The sequence below is a fragment of the Dyella choica genome (assembly GCF_003977665.1).
Taxonomy (GTDB): Bacteria; Pseudomonadota; Gammaproteobacteria; order Xanthomonadales; family Rhodanobacteraceae; genus Dyella_B; species Dyella_B choica.
Genome location: NZ_RYYV01000022.1, coordinates 43,334 through 69,053, shown reverse-complemented (window position 1 = coordinate 69,053; position 25,720 = coordinate 43,334). Strand labels below are relative to the sequence as shown.

The window sequence follows — 25,720 nt, the reverse complement described above, 5'->3', positions numbered from 1 at the left end:
CTATCTTTCCGAAGCGTTGGTCCTAACCTTAAAACGTCAAGCTTTTGAATTGACTCTTAGGTTAGACGCTTGCAATTAATGGACAATCATCCATCTACCGCAAGACGCCCACACAAGTCACCTGCGCACACTGTCAAAGATCTTAATCACTTGCTGATCGTTGCCGTTTCAGCGTTGGAACATTTCGTTCCGAGTGAGCCGCTCATCTTACATCGTTTTTCCTGTCCGTCAACACCTTCAGCGAAGAACTTTTGCTTTCGATGTTGCCGTTGGAAGACGCTGCCAGCGGCGGGAGGCGAATAATAGGCAGGCACCCCACCTTTGACAAGCTATTTTTGAAAATATTTTTTGATGTTTCGCGTAAGACGTTGTTCTCACGCGAAACTTAAGCTCATCGAAGTGATGCGATGACCATGTGTCATCGCGCTCGACTCACGCTTGCTTCAACAACACGCGCGCGAAGTTGCGTTTGCCGATCTGCAAGACTCCCTCAAACCCCGGAGTGAACACGCGCTGCGCATCCTCCACGACTTCCGCATCGATACGCACTGCACGTTCCTTGATCTTTCGGTTGGCCTCCGCGTTGCTCGGCGTGAGTCCCGCCGCGGTAAGCAGTGCAGGCAGACGCAGCCCCTCGGCCGGTACGCTGATTTCGCTGAGCGGCAACAAGCTGGTGTCGCCTTCGCCACGCACCACCGCATGCCAGCCGGCGATCGCCTGCTCTGCCGTTGCCGCATCGTGGAACCGCGTTGCCAGTTCCCGGGCCAGCTTGAGCTTGGCGTCGCGCGGGTTGAGCGCGCCGCCGGCCACTTCCTGCTTCATGCGGGCGATGTCGTCCATCGAGGTTTCGAAGCTGAGCAGCTCGAACCAGCGCCACATCAGCTCGTCGCCGATCTTCAGGGTCTTGGTGACGATGTCGATGGCCGGCTCGTTGATGCCGATGTAGTTGCCCAGCGACTTGGACATCTTGTTGACGCCGTCCAGCCCTTCGAGCAGCGGCATGGTAAGCACGATCTGCGGCGGCTGACCGTGGTGTTCCTGCAACGCACGCCCCATCAACAGGTTGAACTTCTGGTCGGTGCCGCCCAGCTCCACGTCGCACTTCAGCGCGACGGAGTCGTAGCCCTGCACCAGTGGATACAGGAACTCGTGGATCGCGATGGATTGCTGCGCGGCATAGCGCTTGGCGAAGTCGTCGCGCTCGAGCATGCGCGCAACCGTGTGCTGGGCGGCCAGCTTGATCATGTCGGCAGCGGTCATCTGGCCGAACCACTCGGAGTTGAAGCGCAACTCCGTCCTGTCGCGGTCCAGCACCTTATAGACCTGCTCGGCGTAGGTCTCGGCGTTGGCGAGCACGTCCTCGCGCGTAAGTGGCTTGCGCGTGACGTTCTTGCCGGTGGGATCACCGATCATTCCGGTGAAATCGCCGATCAGGAAGATCACCGTGTGCCCCAGGTCCTGAAACTGCCGCATCTTGTTGAGCAGCACCGTATGGCCCAGGTGCAGGTCCGGCGCGGTAGGGTCGAAACCGGCCTTGATGCGCAGCGGGCGCCCGAGCTTGAGTCGTTGGGCCAGTTCTTCCTGCTTGATGATTTCGTCGGCGCCCCGCGCAATGGTGGCCAGCGCCTGCTCAAGCTCGTTCATGCAATCCTCGTCAAAGTAAATGTCTTGGGATGATCTGAAAAAGTCCGTCACGGACTTCCGCGCTTTAGTCCGGTACATGCCCGAGCGCGGCTACGCCAGATCAGGCATTTGCGTGCCTGATCTGCGGCGGGCCCTCCCTGGCCCGCGGAAACTCCGAACAAGTTCAGAGTTTCGCTAGACAGCCAAAAGGGTGACGGCCACCGTCAATAGCGTTAATTGTGCGTTAATCGCAAACCTCACGCAAACCCTTGATGCAAAAGGCATTGACGCCTCTTGCACAAGCTCGTTATGGTACGCGCTGCTTGATACTTTGTAACCGCGGGGGGTGCGGTGGTGAAGATGAATAAGAAGAACAAGGCCCATTAGCGATGGCCCAGGTCAAACAGGATCCGCGCGTCGCCCGCAAACTTGCCATCCGCCGCAAGGCCCAACGCCGGCACTCTCACTTCTATCAACACTGCGCCCACTGGTCGTTCAATCGCCAGCCGGGTGGCGAGCAGCCGCCCATCCATTGGCGCCGCGAGCGCTGGATGCTGGCCGCCACGGCGCTGCTGATCACGCTGCTTTCTGGCTTTCTGATCCCCGTCTGGGCGACGGCAATGAAGCCCGTCGCTGTGCCGCCGGTCGAGCACACGCTGATGCCCCTCGCATTGCCGAAGGTCGAAGCACCGGCGTCGAAAACCCCAGCCATGGAAGAATGGCGCTCGGTCCAGGTCCGCCCCGGCGAAACCCTGGCGGATATTTTCCAGACGCAGGGATTGAGCCTGTCCGACCTGCAACGCGTGGTGGACAGCGCGGGCGACGCGAAGACGGCACTGCATAGCATCCGCCCCGGACAGGAGTTCGATTTCCTGATCGGCGGCTCGAGCCAGCTCCAGGGCATCCGCTTCGACAAGGACGAATCCACCCAGGCGATCATTCGCCTGGATGCCACGTCGCCGAGCATGAAGACCGTTGCGCGCGCGGTGGAAATGCGTGAGCAGATCGCCCATGGCGTGATCGACGATTCGCTGTTCGGCGCCGCCAACAAGGCCGGCCTGAGCAATGCGATGGTGATCAAGCTGGCCGACCTGTTCAAGTACGACATCGACTTCGTGCAGGACCTGCGCGTGGGCGACAGCTTCACCGTCGTCTACGACACCGTCTACCGCGATGGCGCCTATCTGCGCGAGGGCGACATCGTCGCCGCTGAATTCATCAACCAGGGCGAGCGCTACACCGCCTACCGCTTCAAGCGCGCAGACGGCAGCATCGGCTGGTTCAGCGAAGACGGCCGCCCCATCCAGAAATCCTTCCTGCGCATCCCGGTGGATTTCACGCGCATCTCCTCGCCGTTCAGCGCGGCACGCATGCATCCCATTCTCGGCCTTATGCGCGCGCATAAGGGCGTGGATTACGCCGCCCCCACCGGCACGCCGATCCACGCCGCCGGCGATGGCGTGATCAAGTTCCGCGGCTGGATGAACGGCTACGGCAACTTCGTGATCATCGAGCACAACTCGCACATCAGCACCGCTTACGGCCACATGTCGCGCTTCGCCAACATGCGTGTGGGCCAGCATGTGCGCCAGGGCGAGGTAGTCGGCTTTGTCGGCATGACCGGCCTGGCCACCGGCCCGCACCTGCATTACGAATTCCGCGTCGACGGCACGCAGCGCAATCCGCAGACGGTCACCCTGCCCAAGCCCGAACCGCTGCCTGGCGCACAGCTGGCACAGTTCAAGAACGGCGTGGTGAAGCCACAGCTGGCGCGCCTGCTGGAGATCGACAACAACTACAAGCTGGCGCGCGCCGAGTCCACCAAGCGCAGCGATGACTGATGACCCCGAGCTCTACATTGGCTTGATTTCCGGTACCAGCGCGGACGGCATCGACGCCGCGCTGGTGCGCTTCGACCAGGATCAGCCCCGGCTTGTTCACGCCTTGACGCATGCCTGGCCGGATGCCCTGCGTGCGCAGATCCTGCGCGTGGCGCAGGACGAAACCACCCTCGACCTCGACGCTTTCGGCCGGCTGGACGTTGCCATCGGCCAGACCTTCGCCGAGGCTGTCACGGCGCTGCTGGCGCAGAGCCAAACACCAGCATCGAAAGTGCGCGCCGTGGGGTCGCACGGCCAAACGATCCGGCATCGCCCAACGGGCGCGCAGCCCTTCACCCTGCAGATCGGCAATGCCAGCGTGATAGCGGAACACGGCGGTATCGACGTGGTGGCCGATTTCCGCAGCGCCGACGTCGCGGCTGGTGGCCAGGGCGCGCCGTTGCTTCCCGCTGTCCACGCCATGCTGCTCAACACACCCGACCGCACTCGCGTGGTGCTCAATCTGGGCGGCATCGCCAACATCACGGTGCTGGCGGCGGATGGGCTCGTGTTTGGTTTCGACACGGGCCCGGCCAACGGCCTGATGGATGCCTGGTGCCTGCGCCACCTTGGCGAAGCGTTCGATCGCGATGGCGCGTTTGCCGCCAGTGGGCGAGTTGACGAAAGACTGCTCGCGACGCTGTTGGACGATCACTATTTCGCGTTACCGCCACCCAAGAGCACCGGGCGCGAGCATTTTCATCTTGGCTGGCTGGATGCGCGCCTGCATGCCGTCTCGGCCTCGCCCGCGGACGTACAGGCCACCTTGCTCGAGTTCACGGCGCGCAGCATTGCCACGGCGATCGATACCTACGCCAAGGATGCTGCCGATGTCCTGCTTTGCGGCGGCGGCGTGCATAACCCGGTGCTGGCTCATCGCCTGCAAGAACTACTGCAGCCACGCGAGTTGGGCAGCACGGCGCGCTACGGCGTCGATCCGGACTATCTGGAAGCGACCGCTTTCGCCTGGCTCGCGCGGCAGCGCCTGCTTGGCCTGCCGGGCAACCTGCCTGCTGTCACCGGCGCGCGCGGAGCGCGCGTACTGGGTGCCGTTCACCTGGCGCCGCGCTGATCACTCCAGCAATTCGCTGCCCTTGTAACTCGGCGCCAGCTGCTCCGGACGAGCGATGGCAAGTGCCTGCACAGCTTCCTGGAAGGCCGCGCGCTCGTTCGCGTTCCAGTTTCCGGCAAACGAAAGATCGTTCGATTCAAGCGCATTTTCGGCCAGCACGTTGCCTTCCGACACGCCCAGGCCGTGGCGCAATGCCTGCAGTACCACGTCATTGATTGACCACTGGCGCGACTTGGCCAGCAGCTTGATACGATCAGCCATTAATCGGTCGATGTGACGAATCATCAAATCCGGCATAGGACGGTTGCTCCGTTGCCACACACATAGCCCCCATGTGTGCTGATCGTCGCCAACTAATCCGTTGCTGGCAATTGCCAGCCACGCGATCCGTGGATCAGTTCGCAGTGCCCTTGTGAGCGCTTTCAGCTCCCGTTAGTAGAAGGGGCCGCCACCGGATCGAAATGCCGCCACAGACAGGCAAATAGCAGCATCGCGGGCAGCACCGAAAACACGGTGATCACGAAATATCCGCCGTAACCGGCCACGGCGACGATGCTGCCCGCGAAAAAACCGAGCACCTTGCCAGGCAGGTTCACCAGTGAACTGAGCAGCGCATATTGCGTGGCCGTGTGCTGGCGATTCACCAGCAGGGAAAGAAAAGCCACGGTGGGCGGCCCCAGCATGCCCTCGAAGAAGTTTTGCCCGGAGATCGCCAAGGTCAGCATCGACAGCTGGCCCGGATGCCTGATCAGCAACACGTAAAGCAGATTGCTGATCGCACCCAGTACGATGCATACGCCCAAGGACCGCCATGCTCCCCAACGCGCGACCGCAGCGCCGCCAAGGAACGCCCCGGCAATACCGATCCAGACGCCATAGATCTTGGTGACCGCGCCGATCTCGGTCTTGCTGAAGCCCATGTCGCGCATGAACGGATTGAAGATGGTGCCAATGGACTGCTCGGGCAGCTTGAACAACAGAATGAACAGTAGCGCGAGTCCGGCGAGGCCCCAGCGATAGCGACGGAAAAAGTCGGCGAATGGATCGATCACGCTTTCGCGCATCGCCTCACGCCATGACGAAGGCGACAACCGGCGCACGTCCGGCTCGGGCATGCGCAGCGTGGTGATCACCGGTATGGCCATCGTCACGGCCATCAGCACATAAATTTGCGACCAGGAGACGTGGTCGGACAGGATCAGCGCCAGGGCGCCGGAAACCAGCAGGCCGAGCCGGTAACCCAGCGAATAGGTGGCAACCAGGGCGCCCTGCGCCGAGGGCGGTGCGATCTCAATGCGATAACCGTCCAGGGCAATGTCCAGCGTGGCACCCATCAAGGCGACGAACAAGGTGCTGGCCACGAACAACGGGAGTTGACGCGGCGTCAGGAACGCCATCGCCAGCAAACCGGCAATCACGCCAAGCTGCGCCAGCAGCAACCATCCGCGCCGCTGTCCCAGGCGCGTGAATAGCGGCAGCTTCCAGTGGTCCAGCAAAGGCGCCCATACGAACTTGAACGCGTAGGTCATGCCCGCGCTGGCGATCATCGTGACGTCCTTCAGCACGATGCCGTCTTCCTTCAGCCAGAGCGACAGGGTGACGGACACCAGCAGGAACGGCAGGCCGGAGGAAAACCCCAGCATGCACAGCGTCCACGCCGCCGGTTCCGAGAACGAACGCCAGATCGACGGCTTGCGCGCCGCTGGCGCACCACCATCAGTCGGCATAGTCGACGGTATACGGCGCGTGGTCGGAGAAGCGTTCGTCGCGATAGATCGAGCAGTGCTTGAGGCGCTGCTGCAGCGAGGGCGTCACGATCTGATAGTCGATGCGCCACCCCACGTTGTTTTCGCGGGCGCGGCCGCGATTGGACCACCAGGTATATTCCACCGCTTCGGGCTTGATGGCGCGGAAGCTGTCCACCCAGCCGCGCTGGTCGATCAGGCCGTTGAGCCAGTCGCGTTCCTCCGGCAGGCAACCGGAGTTCTTCTGGTTCGAGCCCCAGTTCTTGATATCGTCCTTGCTGCGCACGATGTTCCAGTCGCCGCAAAGCACATAGTCGCGCTTGCTCTTCAGCCACTTGTCGAAGATGGGCGTAAGCCAGTCCATCGCCTTGAACTTGAACTGCTGGCGCTCATCGCCCGAAGAACCGGAGGGCACGTACAGCGATACCACGCTGAGGTTGCCGAAGCGCGCCTCGATGTAACGACCCTCGTTGTCGAATTCATCCCAGCCCAGCTCGGTCAGCACTTTGTCCGGTTCGTGCTTGGCGTAGATCGCCACGCCGCTATAGCCCTTCTTGCTGCTGGCGTCGCGATAGAAGCAGTGGTGCCCGTCCGGACGAAACATCGGGTCGGTCAGCTGATCTTCCTGCGCCTTGGTTTCCTGCAGGCAGACCACGTCGGCACGCTGCTTGCGCAGCCAATCGAAGACGCCTTTGTTCGCGGCGGAGCGGATGCCATTGGCGTTGAGACTGATGATGCGCATGGGGGTTCCTTGTGGGGATGGGTGATGATAGCAATCGCGAGCGCGGGGCGAGTCACGCGCTACCATTACGCATCTTGACCTTAAGCAGATGCGGCCATGCACGAGTACCAACGCGACTTCATCGAACTGACCCTGCAACGCGACGTGCTGCGCTTCGGCCAGTTCACGCTCAAATCCGGCCGCGTCAGTCCGTACTTCTTCAACATGGGGCGCATCGATTCCGGCGCGGCGCTGGCTCGCCTGGGCCGCGCCTATGCCGCCGCGGTGGTGAATTCGGGGTTGGCGGTGGACATGCTGTTCGGTCCGGCCTACAAGGGCATCGCGCTGGCCGCCGCCACCGCCATCGCCCTGGCCGACCAACACGGCCGCGACTTGCCCTGGGCCTACAACCGCAAAGAAGCCAAGGATCACGGCGAAGGTGGCGTGCTGGTGGGTGCCCCCCTGCAGGGCCGCGTACTGATCGTGGATGACGTGATGACCGCCGGCACCGCCGTGCGCGAGTCCCTCGCTCTGATCCGCGCCCAGGGCGCCACGCCAGCCGGCGTACTGATCGCACTGGACCGGCAGGAGCGCGGTCAGGGCGAGCTGTCGGCGGCACAGGAAGTACAACGCGACTATGGCATCCCGGTGGTCGCCATCACTAGCTTCAGCGACGTGCTGACATACGCTGGCGAACGGCCCGGCCTGGCTGCAGAGCATCAGCGCATGCTGGCCTATCGCGAACAATATGGCGTACGTGGCTGAGTTATCCGTGTAGGCTGGGATGGCAATGCTGGGTTGGGCGGCCCCGCCCACCGGGCGCAGTGATCCCAGTCACGTTGGCGCACTTTTGACATCGAGCCCGTAAACGGGCATGACTATACTGGGACGAGTAGGAGGCAAGCATGCGTCGACTCGCGCTCAGCGCAACCATCATCCTGTCGTTCGGCCTCACCGGGCTGGCGGCAGCCCAGCAAACCAGCCCCGGCGGCGGCATCCGCTATCGTTGGGTGGATGGCAGCGGGCTGCCGCATTACAGCGACAGCCTGACGGTGGACGCCCTCAAGTACGGCTATGACGTCATCAACAGCAACGGCACGGTGACGCAGCACGTCCAGAAGCAGCTATCCCCCACCGAACGCGCCGCTGCGCAAAAGCAGGCCGACGAAGCAGCGGCACAGCAGCGCGCCGTCAACCAAAAGAAGACCCACGACCTGCAGCTGCTCAACACCTACCCCGACGAGAATGCGCTCAAGGACGAGCAGCAGCAGGTGCTGCAGAACCTCGACGAGCAGATGAACACCACCCGCGCCAACCTGCACACTCAGGACAGCGCCCTGACCGACCTGCTCAACCGCGCCGCCGACGAAGAGCGCCAGAAGAAGCCGGTGCCGAAATTTCTGGTCGACCAGATCGGCACGCAACGCAATGTGGTGGCGAACGAACGTGACTTGCTCGAACGCGAGAAGGCGAATCGGGCGGACATGCTGCAGCAGCAGGCGCAGGAGCTGCAGCATTTTCGCGACTTGAAGGCGGCGGAGAAGGCGGACCGCGGGTATTGACCGTCGACAAGGCGCGGCCCGCGTAAATCTACTTTAGCCATTATCCGCCCCTCACGGACGTCATTCCCGCGCAAGCGGAAATGACGTCCGTGAGGGTGAGCGTTACGAATCCAGGCTCAGAACGGCAACTTCAACGACTTGTCCACGGCCAGCAGCTGCGCCCGGAACGTGTCCTGGATGCGCTTGAGCGCCTCCTCGTTGTCCGCATCGAAGCGCAGTACCAGGATCGGAGTGGTGTTGGAGGCACGCACCAGGCCCCAGCCATCCGGCCAGTCGGCGCGCACGCCGTCGATGGTGACCAGGGTGGCGTCGCTGAATTTGGCCTGCTCGCGGAATTTCTCGATGAAGCGGTAGTGCTCGCCCTCAGCCATGGCCACCTTGAGTTCCGGCGTGGATACGCCTTTCGGGCAAGTGGCGAAAATCTCCTCCGGCGTGCGGCCTTCAAGATCGCCGGCCAGAATTTCCAGCAGGCGCGCGCCGGCATAGATGCCGTCGTCGAAGCCGTACCAGCGTTCCTTGAAGAAGAAATGGCCGCTCATCTCGCCGGCCAGTTCCGCGCCGGTTTCGCGAATCTTGGCCTTGATCAGCGAATGGCCGGTGCGCCACATCAACGGACTGCCGCCGGCGTCGAGGATCTGGCCCTTGAGATGCCCGGTGCATTTCACATCGTAGATGATGGTGGCGCCGGGCTGGCGCGACAGCACGTCGCGCGCGAACAGCATCAGCGTGCGATCAGGGAAGATGATCTCGCCGCTACGCGTGACCACGCCCAGGCGGTCGCCGTCGCCGTCGAAAGCCAACCCCAGATCCGCACCGGTCTGCTTCACCGCAAGGATCAGGTCTTCAAGATTGTGCGGATCGGACGGATCGGGATGGTGATTCGGGAAATGGCCGTCGACTTCGCAGTACAGCGGAATCACCTCACAGCCGATGCCTTCCAGCACCTGCGGCGCCAGCGCGCCCGGAATGCCGTTGCCGCAATCGACCACGATCTTGAGCGGCCGCTCGGTCTGTACGTCGGAGGTAACGCGCTCGACGTAATCGGGCACCACGTCGACCACCCGCAGGTTGCCGCCGCCGTCGGATTCGAGCGCACCCGTGGCGATGCGCTGGTAGAGATCCTGGATCGCCCCCTCGGACAGCGTTTCACCGCCGACCACGATCTTGAAACCGTTGTAGTCCGGCGGATTGTGGCTGCCGGTGACAGCGACGCCGCAGCCAGTGTTGTAGCGATAGGTGGCGTAGTACACCACCGGTGTCGGCACCGCGCCGATATCGATCACGTCGACGCCAGCCAGGCGCAAGCCCTCGGCCAGCGCGCCCGCCAGTTCCGGACCTGAAAGACGGCCATCCCGGCCCACCACGATCTCGCGCAGGCCTTTCTCGCGCATCACCGTACCGATCGACTGGCCGAGCAGCTTGGCAATGTCGGCCGTGAGGCTTGTGCCTACCACGCCACGCACGTCGTACGCGCGGAAAATCGCAGGATCCACGCTGACGGGCGATGCTGCCGGCTTGGTGACTGCCGGGGTGGGCCTGACCGGTTCGGGCTTGGGCTGCGCCTGCACGTAATCCGACAACGTCCGTTCTTCGGCAACCGCCTGTGCAGGCTTGCCGGCACGTCCAAACAACCAGAACAGGCCGACGCTGCCGGCCATGCTCAGCAGGGTGAGGATGACCGCAAAGGGCAAGGACTGCGGGAGCAGGATGTACGCCCCTGGCAACACCGCCACGATGTTGAAACTGCTGCCTGCGATAGGTTTGCCGGTGGGCTCGGCTTCCGCCGCATCCGTATTGCCGTGCGCCATCAGCTCGAGGTTTTCGCCGCGATCGGTGCTCTGTTGCAAGCGCAGCCGGCCGCTGCTCACCGTGATCGCATTGAAACGATCGGCGACCGGCGCGAACGGCAATTCGATCCAGGCCCAGGCCGATGGTTTTTGCGCCGACCCCAAGGGCTCCACCGCCGTCAGGCGCCGATCACCCAGACCCCTGGGCATCGCCTCGATCGGCGAGCCATTTTCGGCATCCGGCGCGGACATCAGCTGGGCGGCCTTCGCATAACCGAACTCGCGGTAGTTGGCATGCAGCACTTCATCCAGGCCGCCGCTGTACAGCTCCACGCTCAGGGCGCGCGGCAAACGCTGCTTCAAGGTCGCCACCACTTGCGGCGCGCTGCCTGGAAGACCACTCACATCCAGGCCCGCCACGGCCTGATCCACCGTGTCGCGCTGCTTGGCGACCTCCTCGGCCAGCGCCTGCACTGCCCTATCCTGCGCGGCATGCACTCGCTGGATGGCCCCGTCCTGGTCGGCGACCAGCCAAGTCTGCCAGGCGCTAAATGCAGCCAGCGCCAGCAGCAAGGTGCCGCCCGCCAGCATCGCCAGGCGTATCCACTGCACATCCGGCAAACGCGATCGTGCGCCGTTCATCGCCATGCCCCGCATCCTAGTGTTTTCCGGTTGATCCGAATCCGCCTTCGCCACGTTGCGAAGGCACGAAGTCCTCGACGATATGCAGCCGCGCCTGTCCCACCGGCACCAGCAGCAGCTGCGCAATGCGCTCGCCCACCGCGATGGTGTAGGGCTGGGTGCCGCGGTTCCAGCAGGAGATCATCAGTGGCCCCTGGTAGTCCGCATCGATGACCCCGACCAGGTTGCCCATCACCAGACCGTGTTTGTGGCCCAGGCCGGAGCGTGGCACGATCAGTGCGCACCAGCCGGGATCGCCGATGTGGATCGCCATGCCGCTGGGCACCAGTGCGCTTTCGCCGGGAGCCAGGGTAAGCGGCTCCTGCAAGGCGGCACGCAAGTCCATGCCGGCGCTGCCGCCAGTGGCTGCCTGCGGCAAAGGAATACTGTCGCCCAGACGCGGGTCCAGCAGCTTCACTTCAATATCGATCATCCGTGCACCGCCTGGTAGCGGCTGGCGATGCATTCGATGAGTTGGCGCGCAAGCGCAGCCTTGTCGGCACGGGGCAATTCCAGCGAACCGTCGGCCCAATACAGCGTGATGGCGTTGTCGGCCGTCTCAAAGCCGAGCCCTTCGCCGACCTGGTTGGCGGCGATCATGTCCAGGCCTTTGCGTTGCAGTTTGTCGCGCGCATAGTTCTCCACGTTTTGCGTTTCGGCGGCAAAGCCCACCAGGAACGGACGCGGCTGCCGCGCCGCAAGGCTGGCGAGGATGTCCGGGTTCTCGGACAGTTGCAACGTGAGGTCGGCGCCATCGTGTTTCTTCAGCTTGTGCTCGGCCACCTGGCTGGGCCGGTAATCGCCCACGGCGGCCGAACCGATGTAGATATCCGCGCCCTGCGCGGCTTCCGTCACGGCGGCATGCATCTGCGCCGCGCTGCGCACGTCAATGCGCCTGGCCACGCCGAACGGTGTCGCCAGGCTCACCGGCCCGGCCACCAGCGTAACCTGTGCGCCGGCTCGCGCCGCCGCTCCGGCCACAGCGAAACCCATCCGCCCGGAACTGCGGTTGCCGATGAAGCGCACCGGATCGATGTCTTCGTAGGTGGGTCCTGCACTGACCACGACACGCTTGCCGTGCAGCACCCGGTCGGAAAAAGAGGCGACGATCGCGGCGCGCAATTCGAGTGGTTCCAGCATGCGGCCCGAACCGATCTCGCCGCAGGCCTGGTCACCCGAAGCCGGCCCCAGGACTTGCACGCCACGCGCGCGCAAAGTCGCCATGTTCGCCTGCACGGCGGCATGCGCCCACATCTGCTGGTTCATCGCCGGCGCCACATAGACGGGCGCGGCGGTGGCCAGGCAGAGCGTGGTCAGCAGATCATCGGCCGCCCCGTGCGCCAGCCGCGCAATCAAGTCCGCGCTGGCCGGCGCAATCAGCACGCGCTCGGCCCAACGTGCCAATTCGATATGTCCCATGGCCGCTTCGGCGGATTCATCCCACAGGCTGACCCGCACCGGCTCGCCGGACAGCGCCTGGAAGGTAATGGGGGTGACGAAGCGCGTGGCATTTTCCGTCATCACGACGCGCACCTGGGCGCCGAGATCGCGCAAACGACGGACCAGCTCGCAGGATTTGTAGGCGGCGATGCCGCCTGACACTCCCAGCAATATCCGGCGTTGAGCAAGAGTCATGGTGTAAGCAGGGCCCGACGTATGAACAGACGGCTAGCTTACCGGATTCACCTCGGGCAACTGCTGTCCCGAACGAGTTCCGAACGGGATGCTGGTCACATGAGTATCCGGCACTGGCCCAAGACCGAGCGGCCTCGCGAAAAATTACTAGCGCACGGCAGCACGGCTCTGACGGACGCGGAATTGCTGGCGGTACTGCTCGGCAGTGGCGCGCGCGGCAAGGACGCGATTGCACTGGGGCGCGAACTGCTGGTGCAGGCCGGCGGCTTGAATGCCCTGCTCGGCCGCCAGGATGGGGAGCTGGGCGTTGCCGGCCTCGGGCCCGCCAAGCGAGCCCGCCTGGCCGCCGCGCTGGAACTGGCCCGCCGCAGCCTGGCCGAGCAACTCACCGACCAGGCCTTGCTGGACAATCCTCGCGCAAGCGGCGAATTCCTGAGCGCCCGCTTGCGGCACCTGCCCTACGAGGTCTTCGCCTGCCTGTACCTGGACAACCGCCACCGCGTGCTCGGCTTCGATGAACTGTTCCGCGGCACGCTGGATGGCGCCAGCGTGCATCCCCGCGAGGTGGTTCGCGCCTGCCTGAAGCACAACGCCGCCGCGGTGATCTTCGCGCACAACCACCCCAGTGGCGTGGCCGAACCGAGCTGCGCCGACCAAGCCATCACCCGCGAGCTGAGCCAGGCGCTCAAGCTGATCGACGTGCGCGTGCTGGACCACCTGATCGTCGGCCAGGCCGAACCGGTATCCATGGCGGCTCGCGGCCTGTTCTGAGCGAGGCAAAAAAACGAAACAAAAAAAACGGCGCGACCGGGAGGGTGCGCGCCGTGGAGCCGCATGAGGGGAGGGTATGAGGGAATGCGGCAGTCCCGTATCGAGCCGACGGGGGAGACGCCGGAGATACCCAGCTATTGTCGCGTCGCATCATGACTGGCGTATGACATCCATGACCGGCGGCCGTTAGCGCGCCTGCCAAAAGCACGCCTGACAGACCTTGGCAAGACTTATGCACACAGCGCTGCGCAGGCCACTTAGACCCATATCGCCGAAAAGCACATCAAGTTCACATTTTAATTCATTGTTCTATAAAGATAAATTACATGACAGCGGGGTTTCTGCCGGATTTTCACAGGGTTTTGAATACAGCCGCTTCACTTTCCCCACAGACTTATCCACAGCATGATCCACTGCGCTGCAGCAGCCCTCACGCCGCCTGGGATGACATCCCTTCGGCAGCAGCGAGAGCTCGTGCATGGCGGTCTGTTACGATGCGCGGTTCCATTCCCGAACGATCCCCTCCTGTGAAAGAAGCGCTGCGCGAACTGGTCCTCACGGCTATCCGGGCCCTTCAGGGCGATGGCACCCTGCCCGCCGAGCTCGACCTGCCCAACTTCGTCATCGAGCGAGCCCGCAGCCGCGAACACGGCGACTTCGCCACCAATGCAGCGATGCTGCTGGCCAAGCCGGCCCGGGCCAAGCCACGCGAGCTGGCCGAGAAGCTAGTCGCCGCCCTGCCCGCCAATGACCTGGTGGGCAAAGTGGAGATTGCCGGCCCGGGCTTCATCAATTTCTTTCTGGCAGCAGCGGCTTATCACGCGGAGGCGGGGCGCATTTTCTCGTCAGGCCCGGCTTACGGGCGCAACAGCAGCGGTGCCGGGCATACCGCGGGCGTGGAATTCGTGTCGGCCAATCCGACCGGCCCGCTGCATGTGGGGCATGGCCGCGCAGCAGCCATCGGCGACTGCATCGCCCGCCTGCTCGAAGCAACCGGCTGGAACGTCAAGCGCGAGTTCTATTACAACGACGCCGGCGTGCAGATCCAGAATCTGGCGATCTCCACGCAGGCGCGGGCGCGCGGCGTCGCACCGGGCGACGCCGGCTGGCCTGAAGACGGCTACCGCGGTGACTACATCGCCGACGTAGCGCGCTCCTATCTGGCCGGCGAGACGGTGATCGCCGACGGCCACGCCGTGACCGGCGCCAGGAATCCGGATGATCTCGAAGCCATTCGCCATTTCGCCGTGGCCTGTCTGCGCCATGAGCAGGACCTGGACCTGCAGGCCTTCGGCGTCGATTTCGACGTGTATTTCCTGGAGTCCTCGCTGTATAGCGACGGCAAGGTGGACGAAACCGTGCGCGAGCTGGTCGCCCACGGCCACACCTACGAGGAAGGCGGCGCCCTATGGTTGCGCACCACCGATTTCGGTGACGACAAGGACCGCGTGATGCGCAAGTCCGACGGCACCTATACCTATTTCCTGCCGGACGTGGCCTATCACCGCAGCAAATGGCTGCGCGGCTACGAGCGTGCCATTACCGAGTTGGGCTCGGACCATCACGGCAGCCTTGCCCGCGTAAAGGCCGGGCTGCAGGCGCTGGATTGCGGCATTCCCAAAGGATGGCCCGAATACGTCCTGCACCAGATGGTCACCGTCATGCGCGGTGGCCAGGAAGTGAAAATCTCCAAGCGCGCCGGCAGCTACGTCACCCTGCGCGATCTGATCGACGAAGCCGGCCGCGACGCGACGCGCTACTTCCTGATTGCGCGCAAGAGCGACTCGCAGTTGGTTTTCGACATCGACCTCGCCCGCTCGCAAAGTAACGACAACCCGGTCTACTACATCCAATACGCCCACGCTCGCGTCTGCCGCGTACTGGAAGAACTGGCCGAGCGCGGCCTGCCCTTGGTGGACACGCAAGCCGGTGTCGCCCAGATGGCCCGGCTGGATACCGAGCACGAGCAAATCCTGCTGACCGAACTGTCGCGCTACCCGGAAGCGGTGGAAGCGGCCGCCAACAATCTGGAACCGCACCTGATCGCGCAATACCTGCGCGAACTCGCCGGCGCGCTTCACAGCTACTATCACGAGCATAAGTGGATCGTGGATGACGCCGAACTGCGCAACGCGCGCATCACCCTGGCCGTCGCTACCCGCCAGGTAATCCGCAACGGCTTGGACTTACTGGGCCTCAGCGCCCCGGAGAAGATGTAAATGGCACCACGCAAGGGCAAGGGCCGGCAGGCCGTTCGCAACAGCAGCGGCGGGTTTCCGGCCTGGGCCGGCATACTGCTCGGCATCCTGATCGGCGCCCTGGTCGTCGTGGTGCTGATGCGTCACTCGCTGGTGCCGATGACGCCCAAGGGCCCCCAACCCAACCCCGAAGCCACGGCACAACCCGGTAGCGACGAGGGACTTGCTCCTGCAGGCGGCACCTCCACGGCTGCCAAAAAGCCGCAGTACGACTTCTACTCCGTGCTGTCGGAGAAGGAAGTGCGCATTCCGGATTCGGAAATCAGCGCGCAGGCCAAGGCCGAGCAACAGCAGCAACAGAAGCAGCAGCAGGTCCAGGCCCCTGTTCCGGCAACGCCCAAGCTGCCACCCAACGCACCGCCGGCCGTGACCCAGAACATCACCGCCGCACCGGCTTCCGCCGTGGCGGCCCCACCCGCCACCGGCCCCAGTGGCTATCTGCTGCAAGTGGGCGCCTTCCCGAGCGCCTCCGATGCGGAAACCTTGAAGGCGAAGCTGGCGCTACAGGGTTTCGTCGCCAGTGTGCAGTCGGTGAATGTCAGCGGCCAGACCTATCATCGCGTACGCCTCGGGCCGTTCCATTCGGCGACCGACCTGGAATCGGCGAAGCAGCGCTTGTCGGCGGCGGGGATTTCGGCAATTGCGCTGAAGGCTGGCGGCTGATTCTCTTTGGGTGGACTTGCGTACCTAGGAGAGGACTTCATTCCCGCGTACGCGGGAATGACGACCATGTAGGTTACGGGCGGGGCCGCTTCAGGCGGATCAGCCCGGAGATATCGTCATCCCCATGCCCCTGCCGCATCAGCTCGGCATAGTCGGCCAGCGACTGCTCGATCACCGTGCGTGAAGTACCTGCTTTCTGCGCGATGCCCCGCACGATGCCCAAATCCTTGTGCAGCAAGGCAAGCTTGAAGCCGACGCTGAACTGGTCCTTCAACATCGTCGCGCCGCGCTTGTCCAGGAACCAGTTGCCCGCCGCACCGGCGCCCAGCGTGGGAATCAGGCGCTCCGGATCGAGTCCCAGCGCTTCGCCCAGAGCGAGACCTTCGCACACCGCCTGGGCGATACCGGCTACCAGCACTTGATTGATCGCCTTGGTCGCCTGGCCCGCGCCGACGTCGCCCAGGTGCGTGATGCGCAAGGCATAAGCTTCGAGCACCGGACGCGCACGCTCGAGCACCGCCGCATCGCCGCCGACCATGATCGAGAGCTTGCCGTTCTTCGCGCCTTCCACCCCGCCGGAGACCGGCGCGTCCAGGAAATGCGCATTCGCTGCGGCCAGACGCGCCGCCGCCTGCTTGGCCGTATCCGGTGCCACGGTGGAATGATCGATCACGATCGTGCCGGGCTTTACATGCGCAACAAGCGCATCGACGGTGCTGAGCACATCCGCATCGGCGGTGACGCACAGCGCGACCACATCGCATTGGGCCGCCAGCTCAGCCAACGCAGGCGCGGCGACGCCAAGCGTGTGCGCAATCGCCTCAGCCTTGGCATGCGTGCGATTGGCGACTGCATGCAGCAGGCCGTGCTGCTTGAGATGTCCGGCCATCGGTTCGCCCATGGCGCCGAGGCCGATGAATGCTGCCTTGAGGGTCATTGGATGTTCCTGGGTGAAGATCAATCGGTAAGCGCACGCGGTGCGCCAGCTTGCCAAGTATGAAGAATGCGCCGGCAAGTCTCAAAGATGTGCGAGCAACAATATCGCAAGCGCTGCAACCACCAGGGAAGGCCCGCCGCAAATCAAGCGCTTAAGCGCTTGATTTGACGTAGCCACGTCCGGGCGTGTACCGGACGCGGCGCGCCTGAAAAAGTCCGTCACGGACTTTTTCCATCCCAAGCACGGCGAGCCTCTCCTCGCCTACTTTGCCGGTGATGAGCTTGATTAGTGCATAGGGAAGGAGGCAAGAAGACACGCCGATAGTGATCGAACACAGCAGCGAGATAAAAGTGATCGCTACGAATGCCGGCTCTTTACAAATCACAGCTGCAACAAATTGAAGCAATTTCGCATTACATGAAATATTCACAAAGCATCTACTTTTTTTTATTATGAGCCATCTATTTCACACCCATCGCCCTGCACATTGACACCCATTTTTCTTGAATTACGATATTCATGAACAAGCTCAAAATAATTTTTTTACTACTCACGCTATTTTATTCAATATTTGCAAATGCAGAACCACCATCCACGGTATATAGGGCTGACTTCAGAAGTCCTGACACTATATTTGATAAAGGTTTTGAACCATATGGAAGCAATTCTGATTTGGCTGATCATCAAATTGGCCTTTCATGCGGCTCTGGAAGCTACGGCGCACTTGGCACCGCGAACTCAGCGTATGTAAGCGTAAGCTCTACACTGGAAGCAAACGAGGCCTTTATCAGTCGAGCATATTCGAGTACTTCCAGGGCGCCAAGAATTGATATTTGGATGTACACAATTCGGGCCACAGAAAATTTCCACGACTCGTATAGCACGGTAACGAATGCCCTCGATTCGCCCAATCCTTCAATAGCGCAAAGAGCGCAAATGGCCTACTTTGGTGCGCGCCTAGCCATGCAGGCCGAAGCGGAATACGTTGCATTAGGTGGAATAGACAGATCCCTGGTAAGGGAAGCAAGAAGATATTCCTGGAATAACATTACGTCGCGTTACGAACCTACGACCGATGTAAGGACCAACGATAGATACGTAGCACGCGACACCAGGGCCAACGCGAACCCTCTAGCCCCGAATTTAGCATTTAGAGACCCAACCACCAACAGTCTTCTCAGGAGAATAACAACAATAGGTCACTCCATATTTGGAGTTTGCATCTGCATGAGCAAATCAAGTACGCAGCGGTACAATCAGTATTACAAAGGTCAATCCGTAGATTATAACGAATATTGCGACCCTACAGTTCACGATGAGCGGGGGATCGAAGCAATTAATTTAATGCTGTTGAATTGATGTCTCACGTAAGGGATGGCTTATCTGCTCACGTTATGTGTCATGCTGAGCGGATTCCTCTTAAGGAAACTAGAGTCTATTCATTGCCTCCGACTTATTCGCGCTACGCCAGAAGGGTGCTCAGTGCAAACCACGCGGAAGTGGCTAGCAGGCTCTTATGCTTCCTCCTGATTGGCGCCGAATCTCAGCTATGCGACATGCTAGTCCCTCTGCTTGCAAGGGAGAGTTGGGGCGTGCACGAACTTGCTGCCACGTTTTAGCTCATCACTAGGTTCCCCACGGATCAAGTCCGGGGCAGGCTCTATACACTTAGAGGCAGGAGCAGATACTCGCCAGCTCAGACACAACGCTAGTCAGGCGCTGCATTGAGAGGTAATGCGTGTCGCTGAGTGAAGTCAATTGCTAAGCACCTATCGCGTGTCAACCTGCCAAGTGTGAAGAGCGCGCCTAGGAACCACCAACGCTCAAAGTTTCGCGAGCAGCAGCACCGCCAGCGCCGCAATCACCCACATCGCAGACTTAACCTCGCGCGCCTTGCCGGTGGCGAGCTTGATCAGCACATGGGAAAGGAAGCCATAAGCCACCCCGTCGGTGATCGAATACGTCAGTGGGATCAGAATGATGGCCACGAAGGCGGGCACCGCTTCGTCGAACCGCTGCCACTCGATGCGCGTGATCGCTTCGATCATGAACACGCCGACCAGGATCAACGCCGGCGCCGTGGCGATGGCAGGCACCAGTGATAGCAGTGGCGACAGGAACAGGAACGGCAGGAAGCACAAGCCCGCCACCACCGCTACCAGGCCAGTGCGCCCGCCTTGTGCAATCCCTGCCGCCGATTCGATGAAGGCGTTGGCTGGACTCGTTCCCAGCGGCGCCGACAGCAAGGCGGAAAAAGCGTCCATCCGCATCGACTGGCGAATATGGCGCGGGCTGCCGTGTTCGTCGAGCAGATTGCCCGCATCCGATACCGCCATGAAGGTGGACAAGGCATCGAAGAACGAAGTGAACAACATCACGAAGATGAAAGGCCAGTACGCCAGCTTCAGCGAACCCCGCAGATCGAGCTGGCCGATGGCGGAAAAATCCGGCATGGCGATCCAGCCCTGCCAGTTCACCAGCGTTGCGGCCCCGCCATAAGCGCTGCCGTCGCCCCACCAGCGACCGATCGGCACCGCCAGCACTGTGGTCAGCACGATGCCCAGCATCAACGCGCCCTTGATGCGCCGCGCCAGCAGCAGAATCGTCAGCGCGAGCCCGGCGAGAAAGGTGAGCAGCACCGGATTGAGCCGGGCCGAGTGCACCAGCGTCACCGGATCGCCCACGATGAACTTGGCGTTGACCAGGCCGATCAGGCTGATGAACAGGCCGATGCCACAGGACACGGCGTGGCGCAGATTTTCCGGAATCGCCTCCACCACCAGCTTGCGTACGTTGAACAACGCCAGCAGCGCAAAGATCACGCCCGACCAGAACACGCAGCCCAGCGCCGTCTGCCAGGACATGCCGCCTCCATGCACCATCACGAAGGCGAACAGCGCGTTCATGCCCATACCTGGCGCCACCAGCACCGGATTGCGCGCGTACAGGCCCATCGCGCAACTGCCGAGGAAGCTCACCAGCACGGTGGCGGTCAGGCCGGCGGAGAACGGCACCCCGCCATGCGCCAGCACCGCGGGATTCACCACGATGATGTACATCGAAGTAAGAAAGGTGGTGATGCCGGCCAGCACTTCCACGCGGAGGCTGGAGCCGGCGGCATGCACGCCGAACAGGCGCTCGATGGTGGGGGCTTGCCCGCCGTTCTTATGCATCATGCCGCACGGTTCCCCGGAGAAAACCCTATTCAGCCACGATGAACGTCATGTGTCACGAAGGGATTTTCCGACGAGGGTGGTTCGAGCCAATGCTTGTGGCTCAGCGTATGGCGCATGTCGGCCAGGCCGCTTTGCCAGTGCTCGTGCATGGTGGTCGTGCTGAACTCGTAATCCTTGTAATGCCCTTCATAGGGCTTGTCGCGATAGATCAGATGGATGAGGTTGGTCAGCGCGCCATTGGCGTAACGCTCGGCGCGCCTGAAGGCCGGGTTGTCGCGCTTGTCCTCGGGGATCAGGTCCATCAGCTCATGCAACAAGCGCTGCTGTTCGCGGCTCTGGTGCATGTACTCGGTGATCAGGCGCGTGCGGCTGGAATACTGGATGTCCTTGGCCCGCTCGGCCACGCTGCCCATGTCGCGCGGCAGGGCGCCGACCGCGCTCCACAGATCGACCTGGAAAATCAGCGCATCGCGGTGCGGCCGCTCGGTCAGCACTTTGTACAGCGGCGTGTTGGAAACCATGCCGCCGTCCCAGTAGTACTCGCCATCGATCTCCACCGCGGGAAAGCCAGGCGGCAGGGCGCCCGAGGCCATGAAATGCTCGGGGCGCAGCTTTTCGCTGCGATTGTCGAAGTAGGCGAAGTTACCGGTACGCACGTTCACCGCACCGACCGATACGCGCACGCAGCTCGGATGGTTGATGCGATCGAAATCGGCCAGGCGCTCCAGCGTTTCGCGCAAGGGCGCAGTGTCGTACCAGCTGGTGGTGGCAGGCGTGCTGTGCCAATGCAGCACCGGCGGCGGCATGCGCGGCTGGAAAAAGCCCTGCTGTCCTTCGACGATCGCACGCCAGGCGGCGAACATGTTCGCGCCCTCGCGCATGATCGACGGCAGGGTCGTGCCTTCCAGCCACGGAAATGCCGGTGCCTTCGGCCACAACGCCGACTTGCAGATGCTTTCCCAGAATTCGGTCAGCCGTTCGACGCGGTGTTCCGGGGCATTGCCCGCGATGATGGCCGCGTTCAAGGCGCCGATGGAAATGCCGGCGATCCAGTTCGGATGCAGGTCGGCCTCCGCCATCGCCTGGTAAACCCCGGCCTGGTACGCACCGAGCGCGCCGCCCCCTTGCAGGACCAGCGCGGTGACCTTGTACGCATCCTGGGCGGGATGATGGGGAACGGCTTCAGCCTTCGACGAGGTCTTGTTCGCGACCATACGTTTTTCCTGCGTGGGCTTGTTCATCAAGATAGTCGTAAACCACCGTGCCCAGGTCGAGCGTGAGGTCGGTGATGTAGTGCAGCGCCGATTCCACCTTGAGCACCGGCAGATCGGCCACCGGCGCCAGCGCATGCGGATGCAGTTCCAGCGACGCCGGGCCGGTCCAGGCGCCCTTCAGCGTGACGTTGGTCGTGTAATAGCGCACCAGCTCGCAGATACGCGGCGTGCCGTCGACGTGCGGAATGATCTTCAACAGGAAGTTCGGTGCGGCAAGCCCGGCCAGGATCGCGTTCGCATCCGCCGCTTGATGCTTGAAGCCCATGGTGGCCTTAGCCACGCGCACCTTGCCGTAGTCGAGCGTACCGACCAGGGTGTCGATCTCCGTTTCCAGGATGGGCGTGGCGAGTTTTTTCGGAAAGCCCCACAGCTCGCGGCCCCCGGCGATCGGCGGATGATCGTTGAGGTACATCGCATGCACGTAGCCGCCGCGCTCGCCGCGGAAGCTCACCGGTATCACCTGTCCCGATTCGGTGTAGTCGCCAAAGCCGGTGGAATCGGGCATGCGGATGAATTCGTACTTCACCAGCGGCTCGGTGACTTCGAGCGGCTCCGGCACCACGGCGCGCAAAGCGTCCATGTCGGTGCGGTAGGTGATGACCAGGAATTCGCGGTTCACGAAACGATACGGCCCCTTGGGGAACGCGGGGCTGGTGAGCGGCATGGCGAAGGCATTCGCTTTGACGTCGGCGATTTTCATCAGGCTTCCTTTGAAAGGCTCCACTAGGGTCGAACTTTCAACTCGCCGAATCTGCTCCCTCCCCTACGTGTAGTAGGGGAGGGATGGGGTGGGGTGAAGCCATCTCGCGATGAAGTTCAAATCGCGGCAAGCTCATACAACCCCACCCCAGCCCTCCCCTGCCATGCAGGGGAGGGAGCCGTGGCGAGACGCATTGATTACTGCATGTACCAACCGTGGCTGACCACGATGCTCTGCCCGGTCAGCGCCGCGCTCGGGAACGCGGCCAGGAACAGCGCCGTCTCGGCAATGTCCTCGACCGTGGTGAACACGCCATCCACTGTGTCCTTCAGCATCACGTTCTTGATCACTTCCTGTTCGCTGATGCCCAGCTCCTTGGCCTGCTCGGGAATCTGCTTCTCCACCAGCGGGGTGCGCACAAAGCCGGGGCAGATCACGTGCGAGCGCACGTTATGCGCCGCGCCTTCCTTCGCCAGCGTGCGCGCAAGGCCAAGCAGTCCGTGCTTCGCCGTGATGTAGGCGGACTTCAACTTGGAGGCCTCGTGCGAATGCACCGAACCCATGTAGATCACCGTGCCGCCACGGTTATCTTTGTACATGTGCTTGAGCGCGGCCTTGGTAGTGAGGAAGCCGCCGTCCAGATGGATCGCCAGCATCTTCTTCCAGTCGGCGAAAGCGAACTGGTCGATCGGGTTGATGATCTGCACGCCCGCGTTGGAAATGAGCACGTCCAGGCTACCGAATGCGTCCACGGTCTTGTCCGTGCCCGCATTCACCGCTTCCTCGCTGGTGACATCCATGGCAATGCCGATGGCTTTGCCGCCGGCTGCCTTGATCTCCGCCGCCGCGGCATCCGCCGCCTGCTGATTGATGTCGGCGATCGCCACCGCCGCACCGTTCTTCGCATAAAGCTCGGCGATTGCCTTGCCCAGGCCGCTGGCGGCGCCTGTGATCAATGCAACCTTGCCGTCGAGACTTGCCATGTGCCACTCCTTCGGATGGAAAAAAATGAACCGCGGGCAATACACCGGTTCACCGCAGGATGTTTCGAACGCTCAAGCATTCGAAACATCCTTAAGGCCTCCGCTAGCGCGCGCCCTCGGACAGATAGGTATAGCCGGTCAAGCCTTCATTCAATGTTACAAACAGGCTTTGCGCCAGCTCACCTTCTATACCGGCCGCCGCAATTCGTTCGCGATAACTGCGGCGTAACGCCTCCAGGTCGTAGCCGACGTAGTCCAGCATCAGGTCGGTCGTGTCGCCGCGGCGCTTGTGTGCAAACAGATAGTTGCCACCGTCCACGCGCACGTTGACGGCATCGGTATCGCCGAACAGGTTATGGATGTCGCCCAGCGTTTCCTGGTAAGCGCCCACCATGAAGATGCCGAGCCGGTAAGGCTCGCCGTCCTTCAACGCATGCAGCGGCAGGCTGACGTCCACGCCTTCGGCATCCACGTAGTTGTCGATGCGGCCATCCGAATCACAGGTCAGATCCACCAGCACGCCGCGGCGCGTCGGCTGCTCGTTCAAGCGTGCAATCGGCGCAATCGGGAAGATCTGGTCGATCGCCCACACATCCGGCACCGATTCGAACACGGAGAAGTTGACGAAATACTTGTCGACCAGCTTCTCGTCCAGTTCATCCAGCGCCTGGCGATGCGAACGCTCCGCAGGCAGCAGACGTGCACGGACCGCGTTGGCAATCGCGTAATAAAGCTCATCCAGCCGCGCGCGCGCCGCCAGCGAAAGCTGGCCCAACGCGTACAGCGTCTGGCCTTCCTGCAAGTGATGCTGCGCTTCGTGGAACAGCTCCAGCGGCGGGCGCGCATCCAGCTCTTCGTAGACCTCGCGCAGATGCCTTAGCACCGCCGGCTCGTCGCCGTCGGCTGGCGGCAGGCTGCCGGCCGGCACGGCTTCCACTTCGCTCACGTTCACCACCATCACGGCGTGATGCGCGGTCATCGCGCGCCCTGCCTCGGTGATGATGTGCGGCGCTTCAAGCCCTTCGGCCTCCACCGCTTCGGCGAGCGACTGCACGATGGTGGCGGCGTATTGGTCGATCGAGTAGTTGATCGAGTTGTGGCTGCGCGAACGCGAACCTTCGTAGTCCACGCCCAGGCCGCCGCCCACGTCGACGATCTCAAGCGGCACGCCCAGGCGGGTGAGTTCCACGAAATAACGCGTGGCCTCGCGCATGCCGTTGGCGATATCGCGCACGTTGGAAATCTGCGAACCCATGTGGAAATGCTGCAGTTTCAGCGTGTGCTTGAGGCCCGCCTGTTCCAGGCGCGCCACCAGATCCAGCACTTGTGCGGGCGAAAGGCCGAACTTGCCCTTGTCACCGCCGGTGTTCTGCCACTTGCCGGCGCCGATCGAAGCCAGGCGCACGCGCACGCCGAGTAGCGGCTCCACCTGAAGGGCTTTCGCTTCGCTGATCACATGATCGAGCTCGGACGGCTTTTCGATCACGATATGGATGCGCAAACCCAGCTTGCGTCCGATCAGCGCCAGGCGGATGTATTCGCGATCCTTGTAGCCGTTGCAGATCACCACCGAACCGGGCCGCGCCATCGCCAGCACCGCCATCAGCTCCGGCTTGGAGCCGGCTTCCAGCCCAAAGCCGTGTGCGCCGGCCGCCACCAGCTCGGCCACCACGCCGCGCTGCTGGTTCACCTTGATCGGGTAGACCGCCGTATAGCTGCCGGCGTAATTCCATTCGCCGATCGCCTTGGCGAACGCGCCCTGCAGGCGTGCGAGACGGTCGGCAAGGATGTCAGGGAAGCGCACGAGCAAAGGTAGGCGCAAGCCTTCGGCACGTGCGCGCTCGACGATGTCGGGCAGGGAAAAGCCGGGGCCGCTAGGGCCATGCGGGCGGATCACGATGTGACCGGCGTCATGGATGTCGACATAGCCATCGCCCCAATAGGGCACGGCATAGGTGTGGCGGGCGGCATCGATGTTCCAGGCATTCGCCATGTGACGGTATCTCCGTTTCAAGGGGGATGTCGTCGTCGCAGCGGCGGAGCCTTGACGAACTGAAGCTCGCCGGCCGGAAGCCTCGCACGCCGCGGGGCCGGAGGAGCCTGACGGCCGCCCCGGGCGGCCGATCGCATAGTGTAACGGGCGGCTGCGACAATTTGAGGTCAGTCGGCAGCGGCAAGGCCTCACCGTGTTATCGGCACGACGCCGGCCTTGCCGCTACAATCATCGGCCTTTAACCCTCGTTTCAAGGATC

General features: G+C 62.6%; 22 protein-coding genes. 8 read left to right on the top strand and 14 right to left on the bottom strand.

Annotation, left to right across the window (positions count from 1 at the left end; translation table 11 throughout):
* Positions 1-432: 432 nt before the first annotated feature.
* Positions 433-1,644, bottom strand: a complete 1,212-nt coding sequence (gene tyrS / locus EKH80_RS20450; protein WP_126686651.1) for a tyrosine--tRNA ligase — start codon at positions 1,642-1,644, stop codon at positions 433-435.
* Between the two features lie 368 nt (positions 1,645-2,012).
* Here tyrS and EKH80_RS20445 point away from each other — a divergent pair, with 368 nt between their 5' ends.
* Together EKH80_RS20445 and EKH80_RS20440 are read left to right on the top strand one after the other, a co-directional pair.
* Positions 2,013-3,464: an OapA family protein gene (locus EKH80_RS20445; RefSeq protein ID WP_126686650.1), complete on the top strand. Its 1,452-nt coding sequence runs from the start codon at positions 2,013-2,015 to the stop codon at positions 3,462-3,464.
* Positions 3,457-4,575, top strand: coding sequence for an anhydro-N-acetylmuramic acid kinase (locus EKH80_RS20440; RefSeq protein ID WP_126686649.1), 1,119 nt, complete (start codon positions 3,457-3,459; stop codon positions 4,573-4,575). Before EKH80_RS20445 ends, EKH80_RS20440 begins: the two co-directional genes overlap by 8 nt.
* Here EKH80_RS20440 and EKH80_RS20435 read toward each other — a convergent pair whose 3' ends face one another.
* The 3 genes from EKH80_RS20435 to EKH80_RS20425 all read right to left on the bottom strand — a co-directional run bounded on the left by EKH80_RS20435 (position 4,576) and on the right by EKH80_RS20425 (position 7,062).
* On the bottom strand, positions 4,576-4,836 hold the full coding sequence (locus EKH80_RS20435) for a hypothetical protein (protein ID WP_230473853.1): 261 nt from the start codon (positions 4,834-4,836) through the stop codon (positions 4,576-4,578). It lies immediately after the preceding gene.
* A gap of 161 nt (positions 4,837-4,997) precedes the next feature.
* Positions 4,998-6,302, bottom strand: a complete 1,305-nt coding sequence (locus tag EKH80_RS20430) for an AmpG family muropeptide MFS transporter (RefSeq protein ID WP_230473852.1) — start codon at positions 6,300-6,302, stop codon at positions 4,998-5,000.
* On the bottom strand, positions 6,292-7,062 hold the full coding sequence (locus tag EKH80_RS20425) for an exodeoxyribonuclease III (RefSeq protein WP_126686647.1): 771 nt from the start codon (positions 7,060-7,062) through the stop codon (positions 6,292-6,294). The genes EKH80_RS20430 and EKH80_RS20425 overlap by 11 nt, the downstream gene beginning before the upstream one ends.
* A gap of 96 nt (positions 7,063-7,158) precedes the next feature.
* Between EKH80_RS20425 and pyrE the strand changes: the two genes are divergently transcribed.
* Together pyrE and EKH80_RS20415 are read left to right on the top strand one after the other, a co-directional pair.
* Positions 7,159-7,806, top strand: coding sequence for an orotate phosphoribosyltransferase (gene pyrE / locus EKH80_RS20420; RefSeq protein ID WP_126686646.1), 648 nt, complete (start codon positions 7,159-7,161; stop codon positions 7,804-7,806).
* Positions 7,807-7,946: 140 nt separating this feature from the next.
* Complete coding sequence (locus EKH80_RS20415; RefSeq protein WP_126686645.1) at positions 7,947-8,603, top strand: DUF4124 domain-containing protein; 657 nt, start codon at positions 7,947-7,949, stop codon at positions 8,601-8,603.
* A 116-nt stretch (positions 8,604-8,719) separates the two neighbouring features.
* Here the strand turns inward: EKH80_RS20415 and EKH80_RS20410 are convergent, their stop codons facing one another.
* From EKH80_RS20410 to coaBC, 3 genes are read right to left on the bottom strand one after another with little or no spacing between them, the layout of a single operon-like run.
* Complete coding sequence (locus tag EKH80_RS20410; protein WP_126686644.1) at positions 8,720-11,038, bottom strand: phosphomannomutase/phosphoglucomutase; 2,319 nt, start codon at positions 11,036-11,038, stop codon at positions 8,720-8,722.
* A 10-nt stretch (positions 11,039-11,048) separates the two neighbouring features.
* Positions 11,049-11,504, bottom strand: a complete 456-nt coding sequence (dut, locus tag EKH80_RS20405) for a dUTP diphosphatase (protein WP_126686643.1) — start codon at positions 11,502-11,504, stop codon at positions 11,049-11,051.
* Positions 11,501-12,706, bottom strand: a complete 1,206-nt coding sequence (coaBC, locus tag EKH80_RS20400; RefSeq protein WP_126686642.1) for a bifunctional phosphopantothenoylcysteine decarboxylase/phosphopantothenate--cysteine ligase CoaBC — start codon at positions 12,704-12,706, stop codon at positions 11,501-11,503. The genes dut and coaBC overlap by 4 nt, the downstream gene beginning before the upstream one ends.
* 99 nt (positions 12,707-12,805) lie before the next feature.
* Between coaBC and radC the strand changes: the two genes are divergently transcribed.
* From radC to EKH80_RS20385, 3 genes are all read left to right on the top strand, one after another.
* Positions 12,806-13,477 (top strand): RadC family protein, encoded by a 672-nt coding sequence (radC, locus tag EKH80_RS20395; RefSeq protein ID WP_126686641.1) that lies wholly within the window; start codon positions 12,806-12,808, stop codon positions 13,475-13,477.
* Between the two features lie 527 nt (positions 13,478-14,004).
* Positions 14,005-15,696, top strand: coding sequence for an arginine--tRNA ligase (gene argS / locus EKH80_RS20390; RefSeq protein ID WP_126686640.1), 1,692 nt, complete (start codon positions 14,005-14,007; stop codon positions 15,694-15,696).
* Positions 15,697-16,398 (top strand): SPOR domain-containing protein, encoded by a 702-nt coding sequence (locus EKH80_RS20385; protein WP_126686639.1) that lies wholly within the window; start codon positions 15,697-15,699, stop codon positions 16,396-16,398. It abuts the gene before it with no gap.
* Between the two features lie 73 nt (positions 16,399-16,471).
* Here EKH80_RS20385 and EKH80_RS20380 read toward each other — a convergent pair whose 3' ends face one another.
* On the bottom strand, positions 16,472-17,335 hold the full coding sequence (locus EKH80_RS20380) for an NAD(P)-dependent oxidoreductase (protein ID WP_126686638.1): 864 nt from the start codon (positions 17,333-17,335) through the stop codon (positions 16,472-16,474).
* 151 nt (positions 17,336-17,486) lie between these two features.
* Positions 17,487-17,765, bottom strand: coding sequence for a hypothetical protein (locus EKH80_RS20375; RefSeq protein WP_126686637.1), 279 nt, complete (start codon positions 17,763-17,765; stop codon positions 17,487-17,489).
* 89 nt (positions 17,766-17,854) lie between these two features.
* On the opposite strand from EKH80_RS20375, the gene EKH80_RS20370 reads away from it, so the two are divergent.
* A complete protein-coding gene (locus EKH80_RS20370; RefSeq protein WP_126686636.1) occupies positions 17,855-18,694 on the top strand; it encodes a hypothetical protein in 840 nt (279 codons plus the stop codon).
* A 464-nt stretch (positions 18,695-19,158) separates the two neighbouring features.
* On the opposite strand, the gene EKH80_RS20365 is transcribed toward EKH80_RS20370, so the two are convergent.
* From EKH80_RS20365 to speA, 5 genes are all read right to left on the bottom strand, one after another.
* Positions 19,159-20,511 (bottom strand): NCS2 family permease, encoded by a 1,353-nt coding sequence (locus EKH80_RS20365; protein ID WP_126686635.1) that lies wholly within the window; start codon positions 20,509-20,511, stop codon positions 19,159-19,161.
* A gap of 29 nt (positions 20,512-20,540) precedes the next feature.
* Positions 20,541-21,725, bottom strand: coding sequence for a DUF3734 domain-containing protein (locus EKH80_RS20360; RefSeq protein WP_126686634.1), 1,185 nt, complete (start codon positions 21,723-21,725; stop codon positions 20,541-20,543).
* A complete protein-coding gene (locus EKH80_RS20355; protein WP_126686633.1) occupies positions 21,694-22,485 on the bottom strand; it encodes an acetoacetate decarboxylase in 792 nt (263 codons plus the stop codon). Before EKH80_RS20355 ends, EKH80_RS20360 begins: the two co-directional genes overlap by 32 nt.
* Before the next feature lie 197 nt (positions 22,486-22,682).
* Positions 22,683-23,468 (bottom strand): 3-hydroxybutyrate dehydrogenase, encoded by a 786-nt coding sequence (locus EKH80_RS20350; RefSeq protein WP_126686632.1) that lies wholly within the window; start codon positions 23,466-23,468, stop codon positions 22,683-22,685.
* A 103-nt stretch (positions 23,469-23,571) separates the two neighbouring features.
* Positions 23,572-25,461, bottom strand: coding sequence for a biosynthetic arginine decarboxylase (speA, locus tag EKH80_RS20345; RefSeq protein WP_126686631.1), 1,890 nt, complete (start codon positions 25,459-25,461; stop codon positions 23,572-23,574).
* Positions 25,462-25,720: the final 259 nt, after the last annotated feature.

Bases quoted from the DNA above. Each gene is read 5' to 3' on its own strand.
- tyrS (WP_126686651.1), bottom strand. From the start codon at position 1,644: ATGAACGAGCTTGAGCAGGCGCTGGCCACCATTGCGCGGGGCGCCGAC.
- EKH80_RS20440 (WP_126686649.1), top strand. From the start codon at position 3,457: ATGACTGATGACCCCGAGCTCTACATTGGCTTGATTTCCGGTACCAGC.
- EKH80_RS20350 (WP_126686632.1), bottom strand. From the start codon at position 23,468: ATGGCAAGTCTCGACGGCAAGGTTGCATTGATCACAGGCGCCGCCAGC.
- EKH80_RS20355 (WP_126686633.1), bottom strand. From the start codon at position 22,485: ATGAAAATCGCCGACGTCAAAGCGAATGCCTTCGCCATGCCGCTCACC.
- EKH80_RS20360 (WP_126686634.1), bottom strand. From the start codon at position 21,725: ATGGTCGCGAACAAGACCTCGTCGAAGGCTGAAGCCGTTCCCCATCAT.
- EKH80_RS20435 (WP_230473853.1), bottom strand. From the start codon at position 4,836: ATGGCTGATCGTATCAAGCTGCTGGCCAAGTCGCGCCAGTGGTCAATC.
- EKH80_RS20425 (WP_126686647.1), bottom strand. From the start codon at position 7,062: ATGCGCATCATCAGTCTCAACGCCAATGGCATCCGCTCCGCCGCGAAC.
- coaBC (WP_126686642.1), bottom strand. From the start codon at position 12,706: ATGACTCTTGCTCAACGCCGGATATTGCTGGGAGTGTCAGGCGGCATC.
- speA (WP_126686631.1), bottom strand. From the start codon at position 25,461: ATGGCGAATGCCTGGAACATCGATGCCGCCCGCCACACCTATGCCGTG.
- dut (WP_126686643.1), bottom strand. From the start codon at position 11,504: ATGATCGATATTGAAGTGAAGCTGCTGGACCCGCGTCTGGGCGACAGT.
- radC (WP_126686641.1), top strand. From the start codon at position 12,806: ATGAGTATCCGGCACTGGCCCAAGACCGAGCGGCCTCGCGAAAAATTA.
- EKH80_RS20445 (WP_126686650.1), top strand. From the start codon at position 2,013: ATGGCCCAGGTCAAACAGGATCCGCGCGTCGCCCGCAAACTTGCCATC.
- EKH80_RS20380 (WP_126686638.1), bottom strand. From the start codon at position 17,335: ATGACCCTCAAGGCAGCATTCATCGGCCTCGGCGCCATGGGCGAACCG.
- pyrE (WP_126686646.1), top strand. From the start codon at position 7,159: ATGCACGAGTACCAACGCGACTTCATCGAACTGACCCTGCAACGCGAC.
- EKH80_RS20370 (WP_126686636.1), top strand. From the start codon at position 17,855: ATGAACAAGCTCAAAATAATTTTTTTACTACTCACGCTATTTTATTCA.
- EKH80_RS20365 (WP_126686635.1), bottom strand. From the start codon at position 20,511: ATGATGCATAAGAACGGCGGGCAAGCCCCCACCATCGAGCGCCTGTTC.
- EKH80_RS20430 (WP_230473852.1), bottom strand. From the start codon at position 6,302: ATGCCGACTGATGGTGGTGCGCCAGCGGCGCGCAAGCCGTCGATCTGG.
- EKH80_RS20385 (WP_126686639.1), top strand. From the start codon at position 15,697: ATGGCACCACGCAAGGGCAAGGGCCGGCAGGCCGTTCGCAACAGCAGC.
- EKH80_RS20410 (WP_126686644.1), bottom strand. From the start codon at position 11,038: ATGGCGATGAACGGCGCACGATCGCGTTTGCCGGATGTGCAGTGGATA.
- EKH80_RS20415 (WP_126686645.1), top strand. From the start codon at position 7,947: ATGCGTCGACTCGCGCTCAGCGCAACCATCATCCTGTCGTTCGGCCTC.